Below are 18,846 nucleotides of genomic sequence, written 5' to 3' on the forward strand. Positions count from 1 at the left end.
AGCAATCAGGTCTAGGCTCGGTCATCATGCAGGTTCTCTGGTACATCATCGGCATCGTCGCGATCGCCTTCGTCGTGGCAGCGTCGATCGCCCTGCATGAGCTGGGGCACCTCTTCTGGGCCAAGCGTTTCGGCATTCGCGTCAACCAGTACATGATCGGCTTCGGGCCGACGCTCTTCTCGTGGCGGCGCGGCGAGACCGAGTACGGCTTCAAAGCGATTCCCCTCGGCGGCTACATCTCGATGATCGGCATGTACCCGCCGGCCCCAGACGCGCGGCCGGACGGCGAGCCGGTGCGGGTCTCCCGGGGGCGACTGGCCGAGATGGTGCGCGGAGCACGGCGTGCCAGCGCAGAGACCATCCCGCCCGGCGAAGAGCATCGGGCGTTCTACCGACAGGCGGTCTGGAAGCGACTGCTGATCATGTTCGGCGGGCCGCTGATGAACCTGATCATCGCTCTGGTCTGTTACGCCGTGCTGGTCAGCGCCTTCGGCACGGTGCAGTCGACGACGTCGCTGTCGAGCGTCAGCCAGTGCGTGCTGCCGACGACCGAGCAGCGCAGCGACTGCCGACCCGACGACCCGGCGGCACCCGGTGCCGAAGCCGGTCTGAAGCCGGGAGACCAGCTGCTCGTCATCAACGGCGACGACGTCGAACGGTGGAGCGACGTGCAGTCGATCGTGCAGCCGCTCGCCGGACAGACGGTCAGCGTGACCCTGCTTCGCGACGGGCAGGTGCAGACGGTGAGCCTGACGCCGCAGCCGGTTGAGCGATTCGTCTACGACAAGTTCGGACGAGTCGAACGCGACGCCGACGGGCAGAAAAAGACTGAGACGGTCGGCTTCATCGGCATCACACCCACGTCAGAACGCGTGCGTCAGCCGGTGACCGCAGCCGTCCCAGCAATGCGGGACAACCTGCAGCTGGCGTGGGAGGGCATCATCTCGATGCCGCAGAAGCTGGTCGGAGCCGCCCAGGCCGCCTTCGGCAGCGAAGCCCGCGACCCCGACGGGCCGATGAGCATCGTCGGCGTCGGCCGGGTCGCCGGTGAGCTCACCTCGAGCGACCAGATCGGCGTGACCGACAAGGTGGCCAGCCTGGTCGGTCTGGCCGCATCGCTCAACGTGGCGCTCTTCGCGTTCAACATGATTCCGCTGATGCCGCTCGACGGCGGGCACATCGTCGGGGCGCTCTACGAGGGGCTGCGTCGCCGCCTCGCGCGACTGTTCGGGCGTCGAGACCCAGGGCCGTTCGACACCGCCCGCCTGATGCCGCTCACCCTGGTCGTCTTCGGCGCGCTCACCCTGATGGGTGTGCTGCTGATCTACGCCGACCTCGTGAAACCCATCCAGGTGCTTGGCTGACGAGGCTGACACCCATCAGCCCGACCTCAGCAGATCGAATCGGTCGGGCGTTCTAGACTTGCAGAGCATCGGCGCATCGCGCGCCGAATGAAGGAGGCCATCGTGACCGCTGTCGATCTCGGGATGCCCAAGGGGCCGGCCCGCGTGCTGGCGCCCCGACGCAAGACCCGTCAGATCCAGGTCGGAAAGGTCGCCGTCGGCGGTGACGCTCCGATCAGCGTGCAGTCGATGTGCACCACCAAGACCACCGACATCGGAGGCACACTTCAGCAGATCGCCGAGCTCACCGCAGCGGGCTGCGACATCGTGCGCGTCGCCGTGCCCAGTCAGGACGACGCCGACGCGCTGCCGATCATCGCGCAGCAGTCGAACATCCCCGTGGTCGCCGACATCCACTTTCAGCCTCGCTACGTCTTTCAGGCGATCGAGGCGGGCTGCGCCGCGGTGCGCGTGAATCCCGGCAACATCCGCAAATTCGACGACAAGATCGCCGACATCGCCAAGGCGGCGTCAGATGCCGGGGTCGCGCTGCGCATCGGCGTCAACGCCGGCTCGCTCGACAAACGACTGATGCAGAAGTACGGCAAGGCCACTCCGGAGGCCATGGTCGAGTCTGCCGTGTGGGAGGCGTCGCTTTTCGAAGAGGTGGGCTTTCACGACTTCGCGATCTCGGTCAAGCATCACGACCCCGTCGTGATGATCGAGACCTATCGCATGCTCTCCGAACAGGGCGACTGGCCGCTCCACCTCGGTGTGACCGAGGCAGGGCCGGCGTTCCAGGGCACGATCAAGTCGTCGGTCGCGTTCGGCGTGCTGCTGGCACAGGGCATCGGCGATACGATCCGTGTGTCGCTCTCGGCTCCGCCGATCGAGGAGGTGCGCGTGGGCCTGAAGATTCTGGAGTCGCTGAACCTCAGAGAGCGCAAGCTCGAGATCGTCTCGTGCCCGTCGTGCGGCCGCGCCCAGGTCGATGTCTACACGCTGGCCGAACGCGTCACCGAGGGCCTCGAAGGCATGAAGGTGCCGCTGCGCGTGGCCGTCATGGGCTGTGTGGTCAACGGCCCGGGCGAAGCTCGCGACGCCGATCTCGGAGTGGCCAGCGGCAACGGCAAAGGGCAGATCTTCGTCAAGGGCGAGGTCGTCAAGACGGTGCCCGAGGCCGACATCGTCGAGACGCTCATCGCCGAGGCGAATCGTCTTGCCGAGGGCATGACGCCCAGTGAAGGATCCGGAGTGGAAGTGGTGACGGCATGAGTGATCAGAGTCATGTTCCCGACGGCATGCGAGGCTTTCGGCCGATGGGCATCGTGTCGGCGGCCATCGGCATCGTGCTCGTCTTCGTGCAGCTCGACGGTCAGGCGGTGCTGCTGCACCGCATCTTCGGCATGGCCGTGGTGGTCATGTCGATCATCATGGCCTCGCTGATGTATCGCACACAGCATCGGGCATGGGGCGTCGCCCTGAGCTTCGTGGCGCTGGTCTTTCTGCCGCTCTGGCAGATGCAGATGTGGCTGTGGTGGATTCTCGACGGTCTCTGCATCGTGATCCTGCTCGCCGCAGCGATTCGTTTCAAAGGGCCGCCTCCTGAGAAAGACCCGGAGAACCTGCCCGACCGCTTCATGTGAGACGACTGGGCCGACGCGGTACGATGAGAGCTGGCTGCTCACAGCGAACAGCCCAGACCGTTCAGAGAAAGACCCAGCCCAGTGCCCACACGCCTGTCGAACCTGTTCCTGCGCACCCTGCGCGAAGACCCCAACGATGCCGAGGTGGCCGGCCACAAACTGCTCGTGCGCGCCGGCTACATCCGACGCGAGGCGCCGGGCATCTTCGCATGGCTGCCGCTGGGACTGCGCGCGCTGCGCAAGGTCGAGGCCGTGGTGCGCGCCGAGATGGAGGCCGCCGGCTCGCAGGAGGTGCACTTTCCTGGCCTGCTGCCGCGTGAGCCCTACCAGGTCACCGGACGCTGGGACGAATACGGCGACAACATCTTCACGCTCAAAGACCGCAAAGAGGCCGACTATCTGCTGGCCCCCACGCACGAAGAGGTCTTCACGCTGCTGGTGAAAGATCTCTACTCGTCGTACAAAGACCTGCCGGTCAGCCTCTTCCAGATTCAGACCAAGTATCGCGATGAGGCGCGCCCTCGCGCTGGCCTGCTGCGCGGCCGAGAGTTCGTCATGAAAGACGCCTACTCGTTTGACGTCGACGACGCGGGGCTCGATGAGAGCTACCAGATCATGCGCGACGCCTACGAGCGCATTTTCACCCGACTGGGCGTCGAATACGTCGCGGTCAAGGCCGACGCGGGGCCCATGGGCGGTTCGAAGAGCGAGGAGTTCCTCTCGCCGTCGCCGATCGGCGAAGACACCTTCGTCTACACCGACGCCGGCTACGCCGCCAACGTCGAGGCCGTCAGCGTGCATCCGGCAGACCCGGTCGACGCCAGCCACGTGCCTGAGGCACAGACGGTCGACACCCCTGACGCCCCGACGATCGAGTCGCTGGTCGCACTGCTGAACGACCGCTATGCAGACGAACACGACGGGCAGTGGCAGGCGGGCGACACTCTGAAGAACGTCGTGCTCGCTCTCACACACCCTGACGGCAAGCGCGAGCTCGTGGTCGTCGGCCTGCCCGGTGACCGCGACGTCGATCTGAAACGTGCCGAGATCGCCTTCGCTCCGGCAGAGGTCGAACCCGCTGTCGAAGCCGACTTCGAGCACCATCCGGGCCTGGTGCGCGGCTACATCGGTCCGCAGGCCGATGAGACCGGCACCTACGCGCTGGGGGAGCGTTCGGTCGACGGCATCCGCTATCTGGTCGATCCTCGCGTCTCAGCCGGCACCGAGTGGGTCACCGGCGCGAATGCCGAGCGCCGCCATGCGCTGCACGTCGTGGCCGGTCGCGACTTCGTCGCCGACGGCATCGCAGATGTGGCGAACGTGCGCGACGGCGACCCTGCTCCCGACGGGTCAGGCCCGCTGCGGGCTGCGCGCGGCGTCGAGATCGGGCATGTCTTCCAGCTCGGTCGTAAGTATGCCGAGGCCCTCGGGCTGCAGGTGCTCGATCGCAACGGCAAGCTCGTCACTGTGACCATGGGGTCGTACGGCATCGGGGTCACACGTCTGCTCGCCGTTCTCGCCGAGGCGAATCGCGACGAGAAAGGGCTGGTCTGGCCAGAGGCGGTCGCTCCGTTCCAGGTGCACATCGTCTCGACCGGCAAGGGCGACGATGTCTACCGCGTCGGCTCCGATCTGGCCGACGAGCTGGAGCGCGTCGGCATCGAGGTGCTCTTCGATGATCGGCCCAAGGTCTCGCCCGGAGCGAAGTTCAAAGACGCCGAGCTGCTGGGCATGCCGCACGTGCTCGTGGTGGGCAAAGGTCTCGCCGACGGTCAGCTCGAGCTCTGGGACCGTCGCGCCGGCACGAAGCAGCCGATCGCGCTCGAGGATGCCGTGGCTGAGCTGCGTCGTCGTCTCGGTCGCGACTGAGCTGCCGGCGCACATGGAGCGGCAGGTCTGACGACCCGCTAAGATAGGGTGTTCGACACTGAACATCTCAGCTGAATAGAGGAGGCGGTATGAATATCGATCTGAGTGCACTTCGTCTTCTCGAGAGCGAACAGGGTATTCCCCTGAACGAACTGCTGGAGATTCTCGAGCAGGCGATTCTCACGGCATACCAGAAGCACACCGGCCACACGTCTGCGGCCCGAGTCGAGATCAATCGCAAGACCGGGCAGGTCGCCGTTCTCGAACGGCAGACCGATGAAGACGGCAACGACATCGGTGAGACCGATGTCACCCCGCACGACTTCGGGCGCGTCGCCGCGCTCGCCGCCCGGCAGGAGATCAACCAGCGCCTGCGCGCGCTGGCCGACGACAGTCTGCTCGGCGAGTACAAAGACCGCGAGGGCACCATCGCCGCCGGCGTGGTGCAGCAGGGACAGAATCCTCGTCTGATACCGATCGACTTGGGGTCGGCCGAAGGCGTGCTTCCTCCCGAGGAACAGGTGCCCGGCGAGCACTACCGCCACGGTGATCGCCTGCGCGTGTTCATCGCGCAGGTCGCACGCACGGCCAAGGGGCCGACCATCACCGTCAGCCGCACCCATCCAGGGTTGGTTCGCGGGCTCTTCGAGCTTGAGGTGCCCGAGATCCACGCCGGTGCCGTTGAGATCACCTCGCTCGCACGTGAGGCGGGTCACCGCACCAAGATCGCGGTTCGTGCGACCGAGCCCGGCATCAACGCCAAAGGCGCCTGCATTGGCGAGCTGGGGCAGCGTGTGCGCGCGGTGACCGCAGAGCTGAACGGCGAGAAGATCGACATCGTCGACTCCAACGACGACCTGGGTGCATTCGTGGCCAGTGCGCTCTCGCCCGCCAAGGTGACCCGAACCGAGGTGCTCGACGCCGATCAGCGGGCCGTGCGGGCCTTCGTGCCAGAGAGCCAGCTTTCCCTGGCCATCGGAAAAGAGGGGCAGAACGCCCGTCTCGCGGCCAAGCTCACCGGAGCCAAGATCGACATCCAAGCCGACAACTGATTCGGTTTCGCGAGGCGCCGGCGTGTCCGTCTTCACGAGACGGCACGCCGGTGCTGTGCGTCTGAGCCAGAACACGCTAGGATGACGTACTGGACATGTGCCCGATGTGCATGTCGGAATCCACACAGAACAGGCTGATTCGGCTTATGGACGCATAATGAACGGCTCGAAATGAGACGTCAGAGGTAATTGTCTGCTCCCGCTCTCGGGTGCAGACCTGAGACAGGAGAATTGTGGCAAAACCACGCGTACACGAGATTGCGAAGCAACTCGGCGTCACGAGCAAAGAGCTGCTGGCCAAGCTCAACGACATGGGAGAGTTCGTCAAGGGCCCCTCGTCGAGCCTGGAACCACCAGTCGTGCGCAAACTGAAGGCTGCCTTCCCGCAGCAGAAATCCGCAGACGACAAGAAGCCCGCCGCGGCCAAGAAGCCTGCTGCTCGCAGCACGGCGTCGAAGAGTTCGACGCCGAAACCCGGCGCCCGCACCGCCGCTGCGAAGTCAGCAGACGAGGCCGATACGGCACCTGCTCCGGCCAAGACGCCCAGCCCGGCTCCCAGAGCCGCTCGTCCCGGGCGCTCGGCTCAGCCGGCTCCGTCTGCACCGGCATCTCATCCGGTGGCGCCGAAGCCCGCTGCCGAGAAGCGCACCCCTGCCGTTCCGGCACCGGCTCGTCCGGCCCCGCAGGCCGCAGAGGCAGGCGCGTCTGACTCCGACGGGCAGAAGCCGCATTCGCCGATCCCGCGGCCTTCGCCCGGTTCGATTCCGCGCCCGCGCGCACCACGACCGGCGAACAACCCGTTCTCGCCCAAGCACAGCGGCGGTCCCCGTCCGGGTCCTCGTCCGCACGCCCCGCGTCCCGGTGCCGGCGGCGGTCCTCGTCCGCACGCTCCGCGTCCGGGGCAGGGCTTCGGTCCGCGTCGCGGCGCTGGCAGCGGCAGCGGTCCGCACCGCGTCGGCCAGGGCGGCGGCGCTCGGCCGCGTCCCGGTCAGGGCGGCTTCGGCGGTGGGCCGCATCGCCCTGGTCAGGGTGGCGGTCCCGGTTCCGGCTTCGCGAATCGCGGCGGTGGCGGCGGTCGTCCCGGCCCCGGCGGTCGCGGTCGTGGCGGCACAGCTGGTGCGTTCGGACGCGGCGGAGGCCGCTCGGGCAAGTCTCGCAAGTCGAAGCGCACGAAACGGCAAGAGTTCGAGCAGATGGAGGCCCCGACGCTTGGCGGCGTCAAGGTGCCACGTGGCAACGGCGAGCAGATCATTCGTCTGCGTCGCGGTGCCTCGCTGACCGACTTCGCCGACAAGATCGGTGCGAACCCGGCATCGTTGGTCACCGTGCTCTTCCACTTGGGCGAGATGGCCACGGCCACCGAGTCGCTCGACGAAGACACGTTCCAGCTGCTTGGAGCCGAGCTCGGCTTCAAGATCCAGATCGTCAGCCCTGAAGACGAAGACAAAGAGCTGCTCGAGCAGTTCGACATCGACCTCGAAGACGCCGACGATCCCGAAGATCTCGTGGAGCGTCCTCCGGTGGTGACCGTCATGGGGCACGTCGATCACGGTAAGACGCGACTGCTCGATGCGATCCGGCATACCAAGGTGCTCGCAGGCGAGGCCGGCGGCATCACCCAGCACATCGGTGCCTACCAGGTCGAGACCGAGCATGAGGGTCACGAACGTGCCATCACCTTCATCGACACCCCTGGTCACGAGGCGTTCACCGCCATGCGTGCCCGCGGTGCCAAGGTGACAGACATCGCCGTGCTGGTGGTTGCCGCTGACGACGGCGTGATGCCGCAGACGGTCGAGGCGCTGAACCACGCCCAGGCCGCTGACGTGCCGATCGTGGTCGCCGTCAACAAGATCGACAAGCCCGATGCGAATCCGGCGAAGATCCGCCAGCAGCTGACCGAGTTCGGCCTGGTCGCCGAAGAGTACGGCGGCGACACGATGTTCGTCGACGTCTCGGCCAAGAGCAACATCGGCATCGACGATCTGCTCGACGCGATTCTGCTGACGGCGGATGCCGGGCTCGATCTGGTCGCGAACCCCGAGCGTGAAGCGCGCGGCGTGGCGATCGAGGCGAACCTCGACAAGGGTCGCGGTGCGGTCGCCACCGTGCTGGTGCAGAACGGCACCCTGCACGTCGGAGACGCCATCGTTGCGGGCACCGCCTACGGTCGTGTGCGCGCCATGTTCGATGAGAACGGCGAGAACATGCAGGATGCCGGGCCATCGCGTCCGGTGCAGGTGCTGGGGCTCACCTCGGTGCCCCGCGCCGGCGACAACATCCTGGTGACCGAAGACGACCGCACGGCCCGTCAGATCGCCGAGAAGCGTGAAGCCGCCCAGCGCAACGCCCTGCTCGCCAAGAGCCGCAAGCGCATCAGCCTGGAAGACTTCACCAAGGCTCTCGAAGAAGGCAAGGTCGAGACCCTCAACCTCATCATCAAGGGCGATGTCTCCGGTGCCGTCGAGGCGTTGGAGGAGTCGCTGCTCAAGATCGAGGTCGACGACTCGGTGCAGCTGCGCATCATCCACCGTGGTGTCGGCGCGATCACCGAGAGCGACGTCAACCTGGCCACGGTCGACAACGCGATCGTCATCGGCTTCAACGTGCGTCCTGACGGCAAGGCTCGCGAGGCCGCGCACAAAGAGGGCGTCGACATCCGGTTCTACTCGGTCATCTACGATGCGATCGACGACATCGAGGGGGCACTCAAGGGCCTGCTCAAGCCGGAGTTCGAAGAGGTGCACACCGGTACGGCCGAGATCCGCGAGGTCTTCCGTTCGTCGAAGTTCGGCAACATCGCCGGTACGCTCGTGCAGACCGGCAAGGTCACGCGCAATTCGAAGGCGCGCGTGCTGCGCGACGGCGTCGTGCACGGCGACAACCTCACGATCGAATCGCTGCGTCGTTTCAAAGACGACGTCACCGAGGTGATCAAGGGCGTCGAGTGCGGCATCGGGCTCGGCAGCTTCAACGACATCCAGGTCGGCGACGAGATCGAGACCTACGAGATGCGCGAGAAGCCGCGAGACTGAACCCCGCCTGAGCGGCTGAGGCTCTGACCGAAGCGCCCGCACCACCGGAATCCGGCGGTGCGGGCGCTTCTCTGTCACCGGCCGCACCCCGCGACCACCGTTCTGCGCACAGTTCACGGCGAGACCGGGAGTGAACTACCATCGACACGGGGCCGACACCATCGCCCCGACAGACCGAACCGAGGAGAACATCATGGCTCAGACCGCTGGCCGCGCAGAACGAGTCGCCGACCGCATCAAGGTCGTCGTCGCTCAGACGCTTGATCGCGGAGTCAAAGACCCTCGACTCGGCTTCGTGACGGTGACCGACGTGAAGGTGACCGGCGATCTGCAGCACGCGAGCATCTTCTACACGGTGCTCGGCACAGACGAGGAGCGCGCTGACACCGAGGCCGCGCTGCGCAGCGCGACCGGCATGATCCGCACTGAGATCGGGCGCAACATCAAGCTGCGACTGACCCCGTCGATCGAGTTCATCCTCGACGCCATTCCCGAGAACGCCGCACACATCGAAGCGCTGCTGCAGACTGCGCACGAGCGCGACGATGCGGCACGCAAGGCCTCAGAGGGGTCGAGCTTCGCAGGCGAGGCCGACCCCTACCGCAAGCCGGGCGAAGAGTCTGAGGACGAATCGGCAGGTCAGGCCTGAACAAGCCTCGGTCAGAGCAGGCCTTCGACCTCGGCCCAGACCTGGTCGATCGTGCGGAACGCCGGCCTGCCGTCAACGCTCCGGGCGGCGTTCTCGACCTCGTGCACGAGCCGCACCAACAGTGCGTTGACGGGCGCACGCCGGCCGATCTGCTCGGCTGCGCGCACCACCGCCCCGTGCAGGTGATCGATCTCGGTGGGGCGGCCGCTGACGACTGACTGCAGCGTCGAGCCGGTGTTCGGCACGTCGCCCATGCGCTGAGCCAGCAGCAGCGGAACGAATTCGGCCGTGACCGCCGGTGCCTCGGCCAGCACGGTCAGCATGCTGTCGTCGAGCCCCTGAGCGCCGCCGAAGCGAATGCCTGAGTCGTGCGCGATCCGCACGGCCTCGCGCATCGAGGCGACCAGCACTCGGCGCAGTCGGTCGTCGGCGATCGTCTGCTGAATGCTCAGCCCCGTGATCGCAGGCAGTGCGTTGACCTGGTTGACGACCAGCTTCGTCCAGAGCACGCCGTCGGTGTTCTCGACCGCACGTGCGGGCAGCGCCGACTGCAGCAGCGCGACGACCCGTCGAGCCTCGGTCAGATCGCTGCCGGGGCCGGGGCACACCACTGTCGGGCCCGGCGTGGTGACGTCCACGACGCCCGGGCGAGGCACATTGGCACCGATCGACGAGGTGCCGCTCAGCACGCTCGCCCCGTCGACCACCTCGTGGGCGGTGGTGGGGCCCTCGACTCCGTTCTGCACCACCAGCAGCGTCACACCGCGCAGCCACGCGGCGTTGTCGGCCAACGCCGCTGCCGCATCCTGCGCCTTCGTGGTGAGGATGGCGAGATCGGGAGTCGCATCGAGCACCGGCACCGCCTGCACGTGCGCCACATGTTCGCCGAACGCTCCGGTCATTCGCAGCCCGTCGCGCTGAATCGCCGCCAGGTGCGCACCGCGAGCGGTCACGGTGATCTGGAAGCCTGCCCGATCGAGAGCCGCAGCCATCGCACCCCCGATCGATCCGCAGCCGATGACCGCGATGCGTGCCGGTGAAGCCGAACCGGGAGAGGACGCCGAGCCAGGAGAGGCGTCGCTGGAGCGATGGGGAGCGTGCGTCTGTGCGGGGGTGACTTCGTCGTTCATGGGGCGATTCTACGGCGCAGAGACCGCTGTATGCGAAAGCCGGGTGAAACCCTGTGGCAGACTGGAGACCATGCCCGATGCCATCGTTCTCGTCGACAAGCCGCAGGGCTGGACCAGCCACGACGTGGTCGCCCGAGGCCGGCGCATCTTCGCCACGCGACGCGTGGGGCACGCGGGCACACTCGATCCGATGGCCACCGGGCTGCTGATACTGGGCGTCGACCGCGGCACGAAGCTGCTCACCTATCTGGTCGGGCTCGACAAAGTCTACGAGGCGACCATTCGACTCGGCCAGGCGACCGTCACCGATGACGCCGAGGGCGACATTACCGAGCAGGCCGACGCCGCGATGCTGCGCACGGTGACCGAGAGCGGCATTCGCGAGATCGTTGCGACGCAGCTGAGCGGCGCCATCGACCAGGTGCCCTCCTCGGTCAGCGCGATCAAGGTGAACGGCGTGCGCTCGTATGCACGGGTGCGAGCGGGCGAGGGCGTCGAACTCGAACCTCGGCCGGTCATGATCCACGAGTTCGCCGTGACCGACGTGCGCAGCGGCGAAGGGGGATTCGTCGACGTCGATGCGCGGGTGCACTGCAGCTCGGGCACGTACATTCGTGCGCTCGCCCGCGACCTCGGTCGTGCGCTGGGCGTGGGCGGGCACCTGACCGCGTTGCGGCGTGTGCGCGTGGGGTCGTTCGATGTGGCGGATGCCGCGGTTCTGCCCGGCCGTGAGGTGCCGATCGAGCAGGTCGAGACGCCGCCCACGCTCACGCTCGGCCAGGCGGCGAGCGCGGTCTTCCCGACCCGGTTGCTGACCAGTCAGGAGGCCGTCGACCTCGGCCACGGCAAACGACTGGCACCGAGTGTCGAGCCGACCGGGGCGCCGCAGCAGGTCACTGCCAGCGCGGCACGGCATCCGTCGACCGCCAAGGTGCTCACCGCAGCCCTCGACGACGTCGGCGGGCTGCGAGGCATCCTGGAGAATCGCGGGGGTCGGGCGCGGGCGGTGCTCGTCGTACCGCAGGCCACAGAGCGCGCGAAGCGCGAAGACGTCCAGAAAGAAAGCCGAGACCATTGACCGACTGGTTCACGTGGACCCAGATCATCGTGAGCTGCGGGGTCGGCGTTCTGTGCCTCGTACTCGGGCTCGTCGGGCGAGCTCCCAGCGACCTGACGCTCGGGTGCCTCGCACTGGTCGAGCTGCTGTTGGTGGCACAGATCGTCGTCACGGTCGTGGTGTGGAACACAGGACCCGGCCCGACCGGCAGCGGAGTCGAGTTCGTCGGCTACTTGGTGACTGCGCTGATCATTCCGCCGGCCGCGGTGTTCTGGGGGCTCATCGAGCGCACAAAGTGGTCGAACGTCGTGCTCGCGATCGCGGCCCTCACCATCGCGGTGATGATCTGGCGTATGGACCAGATCTGGTTTCTGCAGGGTGCGACCGGCCTGGCGCCCACGGCGCTCGGCGTCGGCTGAAGCGGCTGCTGCGACACCTCGAACGCTGACTAGAATGAGTGACCGATGACTGCTTTCACCCCACACACCCCGTTGAGCGGCGAAGACGCACGCAGCGACGCCGACGAATCGCCACGGCTGAGCGGAGCCGGCCGACTGCTGGTCGTGGTCTACGCGATTCTCGCGCTCGCGGCCACCGCACGGTCACTGGTGCAGATTCTCACGAAGTTCAATCACGCTCCGCTTGCGTACTCGCTGAGCGCAGTCGCCGCTCTCGTGTACATCCTGGCCACCGTCGCGCTGGCTCGCCATCACAGGCCGGGCTGGCACCGCATCGCGCTGCTCACCATCGGCTTCGAGCTGGTCGGCGTGCTCGTCGTGGGTGCGCTGACGACCTGGGCGCCGCAGCTGTTCATCTCTCCTGATGCTCCGAACGGACGCATCGAGAGCACGGTCTGGTCGTGGTTCGGCATGGGCTACGGCTTCATCCCGCTGGTGCTGCCGCTGCTGGGCCTCTGGTGGCTGGCCAGACACCGCCCGGGTACGCAGAGCGTCGCCGGCTCTGCCGACACTGCGGCGAAGACCGACACAGAGCACAACGGCTGATGCGCGTTCTGCACCTCGACCGAGAGGCGTCGGATCTCGGCCCCAGTGCCGTCACGATCGGCAAGTTCAGCGGTCTGCATCGTGGTCATCAGGCGATCATCGCGCAGCTGACCGAACTGGCCCGACAGCGCGGCCTGGCCTCGATCGTCGCGACGTTCGATCGGCATCCGCTCGCAGTGATCGCACCGGACAAATGCCCGCAGCCTCTGGCTGACGAACGCCGACAGACACAGCTGATCGCCGAGACCGGTGTTGACGCGCTCGCCATCATGACCTTCGACCGTGCGTTCGCGTCGCTGACGCCGGAGGAGTTCATCCAGCAGGTGATCGTCGAGCGGCTCGAGGCCAGGCTGGTGCTGGTGGGCGAGGACTTCCGATTCGGACACTTCGGCGCAGGCGATGTCGACACGCTGCGCGAGGCAGGCGTGCGACTGGGATTCGACGTGATCGCCGCCGACGTGCTGCGACCGCAGCCGGGCGAGCCGAAGTTCTCGTCGTCGAGCGTGCGTGCGGCGCTGAGCGCGGGCGACGTCGACACGGCGGCCTCTGTGCTCGGGCGGTCGCCCAGCGTCGGCGGCTTCGTGGTGCACGGGGCGAAGCGCGGTCGCGAGCTCGGGTTCCCGACGGCGAACCTGGGGTCGGGGGAGGACCCAGCCACCCACGAGCAGCGTGGCGTCGAGGGGGTCGTTCCCGCTGACGGCGTGTACGCCGGCTGGCTGGACGTCTCGGCCGGCGGGCCGGACGGCGCCGACACAGGTGAGGTGCATCGCTACCCGGCGGCCGTCTCGGTGGGCACGAACCCGACCTTCGACGACGTGCCGCGAACCGTCGAGGCGCATGTCATCGACCGTGACGACGAACACGTGGGCGACTTCGATCTCTACGGACGCTGGGCTCGCGTGGTCTTCGTGGCTCGGCTGCGCGGTATGGTCGCGTTCACGGGCCTCGAACCGCTGATCGAGCAGATGCATCGGGACTGCGACGAGACGCGGGCTGTGCTACAGTCGAGTGTTCGCCGTATATCGGCCGCGGAACCAGAGCGCCACTGAGAATTCCCTCAGCGGCACCGCGCAGCGAGTGAGAGGAATCACCATGGCACTGGCACTTGATGTCAAGCAGCAGATCATCAGCGAGTACGCGACGCACGAGGGTGACACAGGCTCACCCGAGGTGCAGGTTGCGCTGCTGAGCCGTCGCATCACCGACCTCACCGAGCACCTGAAAGAGCACAAGCACGACCACCACTCACGTCGTGGCCTGCTGCTGCTCGTCGGCCAGCGCCGTCGCATGCTCGGCTACCTGCAGAAGGTCGACATCGACCGTTACCGCAAGCTGATCGAGCGCCTCGGCCTGCGCCGCTGAGACTCAGCTGACTTCTGCCCAAGCACGCAGCGACCCTGCGATTCGGCTCGAAAGCCTCGGACGAACCCTCCGGTTCGCTCGGGGCTTTCGTCGTTCGTCGGGCGGCAGGTCGCTTCGACCGGTGCACCGAACGCCCCGGTATCGCGGCAGAGAAGTCCTGCTCCGTTCGTCTTCGGTGCGCTCTGCTAGACTGGAAAGCGGCTCGGTGAGAGCCACTCACAAATCAAAACCGTGCAGGTGAGCCGTTCAGGCGCTGATCTTCGGTGGTGAGTTTCGGAACGTCCGTCCGAGGTTTTCTACTGTTGATCAGCACCATACGTTGCTCGTGCCAGTCCTGCCTGCCTGCACGTATCAGGTAAAGGAGCACCCCTTGGAGGGTCCAGAAATCACGTACGCCGAGACCGTCATCGACAACGGCAAGTTCGGCAAGCGCACCATCCGTTTCGAGACGGGTCGTCTCGCTCAGCAGGCCGCCGGCGCCGTGCTCGTCACGTTCGACGACGAGACCACGCTGCTGTCGACGACCGCCGTGTCGAAGAAGCCGAAAGAGGGCTTCGACTTCTTCCCGCTGACGGTCGACGTGGAAGAGCGCATGTATGCTGCTGGTCGCATTCCCGGCTCGTTCTTCCGTCGTGAGGGCCGCCCCACGACCGACGCCATTCTCGTCGCCCGTCTGTGCGACCGCCCGCTGCGCCCCTCGTTCGCCGAGGGTCTGCGCAACGAGGTGCAGGTCGTCATCACGGTGCTGACCATCGCTCCCGACGAGCGCTACGACACGCTCGCGATCAACGCAGCCAGCGCATCCACCCAGATCGGCGGACTGCCCTTCTCAGGCCCGATCGGCGGCGTTCGCATCGCTCTGATCGACGGCCAGTGGGTCGCGTTCCCGAAGCAGTCACAGCTTGACCAGGCCGTGTTCGACATGGCTGTCGCCGGCCGCAAGGTCGTCACCGAAGACGGCAGCGAAGACGTCGCCATCATGATGGTCGAGGCCGAGGCCGGCGAGAACTCGTGGGATCTCATCGAGGCCGGCGCGCAGAAGCCGACCGAAGAGGTCGTCGCCCAGGGGCTCGAGGCCGCGAAGCCGTTCATCCGCCAGCTGGTCGAGGCTCAGGAGGAGCTCGCCCGTCAGGCCGCCAAACCGGTCGCCGAGTTCACGCTCTTCCCGCCCTACAGCGCAAGCCTGTACGAGAAGGTCGAGAAGCTGGCTCACGACGAGCTCGCCAAGATCTACCAGATCGCCGACAAGCTCGAGCGTCAGGATGCTGACGACGCGCTGAAGGCGAGCATCAAGGAGCGCCTGGCTCCTGAGGTCGACGAAGCCGAGTACGAGCAGATCGGTGCGGCGTACAAGGCCGTGACCAAGAAGATCGTGCGCGGGCGCATCATCAACGAGGGCGTGCGCATCGACGGCCGCGGGCTGCGCGACATCCGCGCGCTCGATGCCGAGGTGGCCGTGCTGCCTCGCGTGCACGGCTCGGCGCTGTTCCAGCGCGGCGAGACTCAGATCTTGGGTGTGACCACGCTGAACACGCTCAAGATGGAGCAGCAGATCGACTCGCTGTCGCCCGTCACGCACAAACGCTACATGCACCACTACAACTTCCCGCCCTACTCGACTGGTGAGACCGGTCGTGTCGGCAGCCCGAAGCGTCGCGAGATCGGCCACGGCATGCTCGCCGAGCGCGCTCTGGTGCCCGTGCTGCCCAGTGTCGAGGAGTTCCCCTACGCGATTCGCGAGGTTTCTGAGGCGCTCGGGTCGAACGGCTCGACCTCGATGGGCTCGGTCTGCGCGTCGACGCTGGCTCTGCAGAACGCCGGTGTGCCGCTGCGCGCCCCGGTCGCAGGCATTGCCTCGGGGCTGATCAGCCACGAAGAGAACGGCCACACCGAGTACGCCGTGCTCACCGACATCCTGGGTGCCGAAGACGCGCTCGGCGACATGGACTTCAAGGTCGCCGGCACCGCTGACTTCATCACCGCGATCCAGCTCGACACGAAGCTCGACGGCATTCCTGCCTCGGTGCTCGCCGGTGCGCTGACGCAGGCCAAAGAGGCTCGTCTGACGATTCTCAAAGTGCTCAACTCGGCGATCTCCGAGCCGGACGAACTGGCTCCGACCGCGCCGCGCATCATCACTGTGCAGGTTCCCGTCGCCAAGATCGGTGAGGTCATCGGCCCGAAGGGCAAGATCATCAACCAGATCCAGGAAGACACCGGCGCTGACATCTCGATTGAAGACGACGGCACGGTCTACATCGCCAGCGCTGACGGACCTTCGGCTGACGCCGCTCGTGCCGCGGTCAACGCGATCGCGAACCCGACCATCCCTGAGGTGGGGGAGCGCTACCTGGGCACCGTTGTGAAACTCGCCGACTTCGGCGCGTTCATCTCGCTGATGCCCGGCCGCGACGGACTGCTGCACATCTCGGAGCTGCGCAAGCTCAACGACGGCAAGCGCGTCAACCAGGTCGGCGACGTGGTGCAGGTCGGTCAGAAGGTTCAGGTCGAGATCTCGAAGGTCGACGATCGCGGCAAGCTGTCGCTGATCCCCGTGGTCGAAGAGGATGCTGCGGCCGACGCTGAGTAGTAGTAGTAGTAGTAGCAGCAGTCGTAGTCGTTGAACTCTCGACTGCTGACGTTGTCGTTGACCTCTTGACCGCTGACGTTGGCGTTCCTGTAGGAGCATAACGGCTCGCTACCGCAAGTGGTTGCGGCAAAGTTGTGTCGAGTACGACTCGGAGCCCCACCAGACATTGTCTGGTGGGGCTCTTTTGCGTCTCTGCATTGTGCCGCGTGACCGGGATGAGCGAGCTGTCGCCGAATGCCGCTGTCGCCGAATGCAGCCGTAGCCGGGCGCAGCCGTCAGCGGGGAACTTCTGCTTGAATGCCCAGGCATCGGCTCTGAGAACGCGGCCTCTCACTGATCGAGTCATGGGAATTGCTGCCCCAACCGATCGAGTCATGGAACTTGGCATGCCTCGACCGGCCTGGGCCGCATTTGGCATGTGTGGATGCGGATGGCCGTGGTTTGGGGCGGTGGGTCTGGACACGGCCGCGGACGCGAATGCAAGTTGTCGGGGTGGCGGTACCTCTGGACTTTGTCTTCCGTTGAGACGCCCCCTGACCGTCAGCGGCTTGTGGCGTCAGATGTGCAGACCGCACATGGGCAGAACGACACAGAGCCTGGAAGCACGCGATCGTCAGGGACTCGCACTGCTGCTCACACTGCTGCTCTCGCAGCGACTCACACTGCGACACACATTGGACCACGCGACTGTTGACGAAAGCTACGATCGTTGCCTAAACTCCAAAGGTGCATCTGAGGTAAGCCTTAGATATGTTCTGCGCGTCCGACCTGGTGATTCTCTGGGCCGTCGTGCGCGCCTGACGAGTGTCGAACCGGAGAGAGAGACGGCGATGTGCCCTCAAGAACTGTGTGAGAAACCGCCTGTGAAGGTCGGATTTCGACGTCATGGTGCGGGCGCTGTCGGGCCACTCATGCGCGTGATAGGGGCAACGGTCGTTGCTCTCACGCTGGCGCTCTCGGGCTGCTCTGTCGGGAGTAAGGCGACGACCGGTGAGCAGAAGGCAGGTGTGGCTAACCTTCAGCCGCTTTCGTCACTCGACACCCTCAGCAATCCGCGTAACCACTTCGGCGAGTCCACCGCCACGACGGCTCAGACTTCGATCACCCCGATCGAGAACGACACGCAGCAGCAGCTGCCGGCGACCGTGACCGACACACAGGGCGCATCCGTCACGGTCACAGACACGAGCCGCATTCTGGCACTCGACCTCTATGGTTCGCTGGCGGCGACGGTCTTCGGCCTTGGCCTCGGCGACAGGGTCGTGGGCAGAGACGTCTCGACGGGATTCCCCGAAGCCGCAGATCTTCCGCTGGTGACGCAGAACGGCCACGAGCTCAACGGCGAGGCCATCCTCGATCTCGCTCCCACCGTGATCGTCACCGACACCACGCTCGGGCCGTGGGACACCCTCATGCAGATGAAAGACGCCGGCATCCCTGTCGTCTTCGTCGACTCCGAGCGCAACATGGGCAACGTCAGCGAGATCGTGATGCAGGTGGCCTCTGCCCTGGGTGTGCCCGAGACCGGGCACCGTCTCTCAGATCGCCTGTCTGCCGAGATCGCAGCGAAGACGCAGGAGGTCGCCGCGATTCGCCCGCAGAACGAGGCCGACCGTGTGCGCATGGTCTTTCTGTATGTGCGCGGGAACGCCGGCATCTACTACATGTTCGGCGAAGGATCCGGTGTCGACTCGCTCATCGATGCTCTCGGCGGGGTCGACGTCGCGCGCGAGGTCGGCTGGAAGGGCATGAAGCCGATCAACGCCGAAGCGCTGGTCCAGATGAAGCCCGACCTCATCCTCATGATGACCAAAGGCCTGGAATCGGTCGGCGGCGTCGACGGGCTGTTGGAGCGCGTGCCTGCGGTGGCCAACACTCCGGCAGGACAGAACCGCCGGGTCGTCGACATGTCCGACACCGAGATCATGAGCTACGGGCCGCGCACCGCAGACGTTCTCGACGCCTTGGCCCGCGCGGTGTACGCACCGGATGCCAGCCCGGCTGCGGGGGCCTCAGACGGTCCAAGTCGCAGGGACGGCTGATGAAAGCCTCACCTTCTGCGCCCAGTGCGAAGCTCGAACAGACGTCACGGGCAGATCTGCCGGCCCA

The 18,846-nt window shown here is 66.2% G+C and carries 15 protein-coding genes; 14 read left to right on the top strand and 1 reads right to left on the bottom strand.

Annotated features, from left to right (window positions below):
* Nucleotides 1-26 precede the first annotated feature (26 nt).
* The 7 genes from F8O07_RS04415 (at nt 27) to rbfA (ending at nt 9,594) form a co-directional block, all read left to right on the top strand.
* Nucleotides 27-1,364, top strand: coding sequence for a M50 family metallopeptidase (locus F8O07_RS04415; RefSeq protein ID WP_158030917.1), 1,338 nt, complete (start codon nt 27-29; stop codon nt 1,362-1,364).
* Nucleotides 1,365-1,487: 123 nt separating this feature from the next.
* The gene (ispG, locus tag F8O07_RS04420) at nt 1,488-2,618 is read left to right on the top strand and encodes a flavodoxin-dependent (E)-4-hydroxy-3-methylbut-2-enyl-diphosphate synthase (RefSeq protein WP_158031788.1); all 1,131 of its coding nucleotides are present in this window, start codon (nt 1,488-1,490) and stop codon (nt 2,616-2,618) included.
* Nucleotides 2,615-2,989 carry a hypothetical protein gene (locus F8O07_RS04425; protein ID WP_158030918.1) on the top strand — a complete coding sequence of 125 codons (375 nt, stop codon included), beginning with the start codon at nt 2,615-2,617 and terminating at the stop codon, nt 2,987-2,989. Before ispG ends, F8O07_RS04425 begins: the two co-directional genes overlap by 4 nt.
* A gap of 81 nt (nt 2,990-3,070) precedes the next feature.
* Nucleotides 3,071-4,858, top strand: a complete 1,788-nt coding sequence (locus F8O07_RS04430; protein ID WP_192496634.1) for a proline--tRNA ligase — start codon at nt 3,071-3,073, stop codon at nt 4,856-4,858.
* An 89-nt stretch (nt 4,859-4,947) separates the two neighbouring features.
* Nucleotides 4,948-5,910, top strand: coding sequence for a transcription termination factor NusA (gene nusA, locus F8O07_RS04435; RefSeq protein ID WP_158030919.1), 963 nt, complete (start codon nt 4,948-4,950; stop codon nt 5,908-5,910).
* Between the two features lie 233 nt (nt 5,911-6,143).
* Nucleotides 6,144-8,945, top strand: a complete 2,802-nt coding sequence (gene infB / locus F8O07_RS04440) for a translation initiation factor IF-2 (protein ID WP_158030920.1) — start codon at nt 6,144-6,146, stop codon at nt 8,943-8,945.
* Nucleotides 8,946-9,138: 193 nt separating this feature from the next.
* The gene (gene rbfA / locus F8O07_RS04445; protein ID WP_158030921.1) at nt 9,139-9,594 is read left to right on the top strand and encodes a 30S ribosome-binding factor RbfA; all 456 of its coding nucleotides are present in this window, start codon (nt 9,139-9,141) and stop codon (nt 9,592-9,594) included.
* An 11-nt stretch (nt 9,595-9,605) separates the two neighbouring features.
* Here the strand turns inward: rbfA and F8O07_RS04450 are convergent, their stop codons facing one another.
* Complete coding sequence (locus tag F8O07_RS04450; RefSeq protein WP_158030922.1) at nt 9,606-10,724, bottom strand: ketopantoate reductase family protein; 1,119 nt, start codon at nt 10,722-10,724, stop codon at nt 9,606-9,608.
* A 70-nt stretch (nt 10,725-10,794) separates the two neighbouring features.
* On the opposite strand from F8O07_RS04450, the gene truB reads away from it, so the two are divergent.
* From truB to F8O07_RS04485, 7 genes are all read left to right on the top strand, one after another.
* Nucleotides 10,795-11,802, top strand: a complete 1,008-nt coding sequence (truB, locus tag F8O07_RS04455; RefSeq protein WP_158030923.1) for a tRNA pseudouridine(55) synthase TruB — start codon at nt 10,795-10,797, stop codon at nt 11,800-11,802.
* Nucleotides 11,799-12,200 carry a hypothetical protein gene (locus F8O07_RS04460; RefSeq protein WP_158030924.1) on the top strand — a complete coding sequence of 134 codons (402 nt, stop codon included), beginning with the start codon at nt 11,799-11,801 and terminating at the stop codon, nt 12,198-12,200. Before truB ends, F8O07_RS04460 begins: the two co-directional genes overlap by 4 nt.
* Nucleotides 12,201-12,245: 45 nt before the next feature.
* The gene (locus F8O07_RS04465) at nt 12,246-12,785 is read left to right on the top strand and encodes a hypothetical protein (RefSeq protein ID WP_225733177.1); all 540 of its coding nucleotides are present in this window, start codon (nt 12,246-12,248) and stop codon (nt 12,783-12,785) included.
* Nucleotides 12,785-13,834 (top strand): bifunctional riboflavin kinase/FAD synthetase, encoded by a 1,050-nt coding sequence (locus F8O07_RS04470; protein WP_158030925.1) that lies wholly within the window; start codon nt 12,785-12,787, stop codon nt 13,832-13,834. Before F8O07_RS04465 ends, F8O07_RS04470 begins: the two co-directional genes overlap by 1 nt.
* 43 nt (nt 13,835-13,877) lie before the next feature.
* Nucleotides 13,878-14,147 (top strand): 30S ribosomal protein S15, encoded by a 270-nt coding sequence (gene rpsO, locus F8O07_RS04475; RefSeq protein ID WP_158030926.1) that lies wholly within the window; start codon nt 13,878-13,880, stop codon nt 14,145-14,147.
* Between the two features lie 370 nt (nt 14,148-14,517).
* On the top strand, nt 14,518-16,737 hold the full coding sequence (locus F8O07_RS04480; protein ID WP_158030927.1) for a polyribonucleotide nucleotidyltransferase: 2,220 nt from the start codon (nt 14,518-14,520) through the stop codon (nt 16,735-16,737).
* 1,007 nt (nt 16,738-17,744) lie between these two features.
* Nucleotides 17,745-18,779: a heme/hemin ABC transporter substrate-binding protein gene (locus tag F8O07_RS04485; protein WP_225733178.1), complete on the top strand. Its 1,035-nt coding sequence runs from the start codon at nt 17,745-17,747 to the stop codon at nt 18,777-18,779.
* Nucleotides 18,780-18,846 lie beyond the last annotated feature (67 nt).

The organism is Pseudoclavibacter sp. CFCC 13796, from assembly GCF_008831185.1.
In the GTDB taxonomy this organism is placed as follows: Bacteria; Actinomycetota; Actinomycetes; order Actinomycetales; family Microbacteriaceae; genus Pseudoclavibacter_A.

Coding starts and splice junctions, on each gene's coding strand:
- F8O07_RS04415 (WP_158030917.1), top strand. CDS start 27: ATGCAGGTTCTCTGGTACATCATCGGCATCGTCGCGATCGCCTTCGTC.
- ispG (WP_158031788.1), top strand. CDS start 1,488: ATGCCCAAGGGGCCGGCCCGCGTGCTGGCGCCCCGACGCAAGACCCGT.
- F8O07_RS04425 (WP_158030918.1), top strand. CDS start 2,615: ATGAGTGATCAGAGTCATGTTCCCGACGGCATGCGAGGCTTTCGGCCG.
- nusA (WP_158030919.1), top strand. CDS start 4,948: ATGAATATCGATCTGAGTGCACTTCGTCTTCTCGAGAGCGAACAGGGT.
- rbfA (WP_158030921.1), top strand. CDS start 9,139: ATGGCTCAGACCGCTGGCCGCGCAGAACGAGTCGCCGACCGCATCAAG.
- F8O07_RS04450 (WP_158030922.1), bottom strand. CDS start 10,724: ATGAACGACGAAGTCACCCCCGCACAGACGCACGCTCCCCATCGCTCC.
- truB (WP_158030923.1), top strand. CDS start 10,795: ATGCCCGATGCCATCGTTCTCGTCGACAAGCCGCAGGGCTGGACCAGC.
- F8O07_RS04465 (WP_225733177.1), top strand. CDS start 12,246: ATGACTGCTTTCACCCCACACACCCCGTTGAGCGGCGAAGACGCACGC.
- F8O07_RS04470 (WP_158030925.1), top strand. CDS start 12,785: ATGCGCGTTCTGCACCTCGACCGAGAGGCGTCGGATCTCGGCCCCAGT.
- rpsO (WP_158030926.1), top strand. CDS start 13,878: ATGGCACTGGCACTTGATGTCAAGCAGCAGATCATCAGCGAGTACGCG.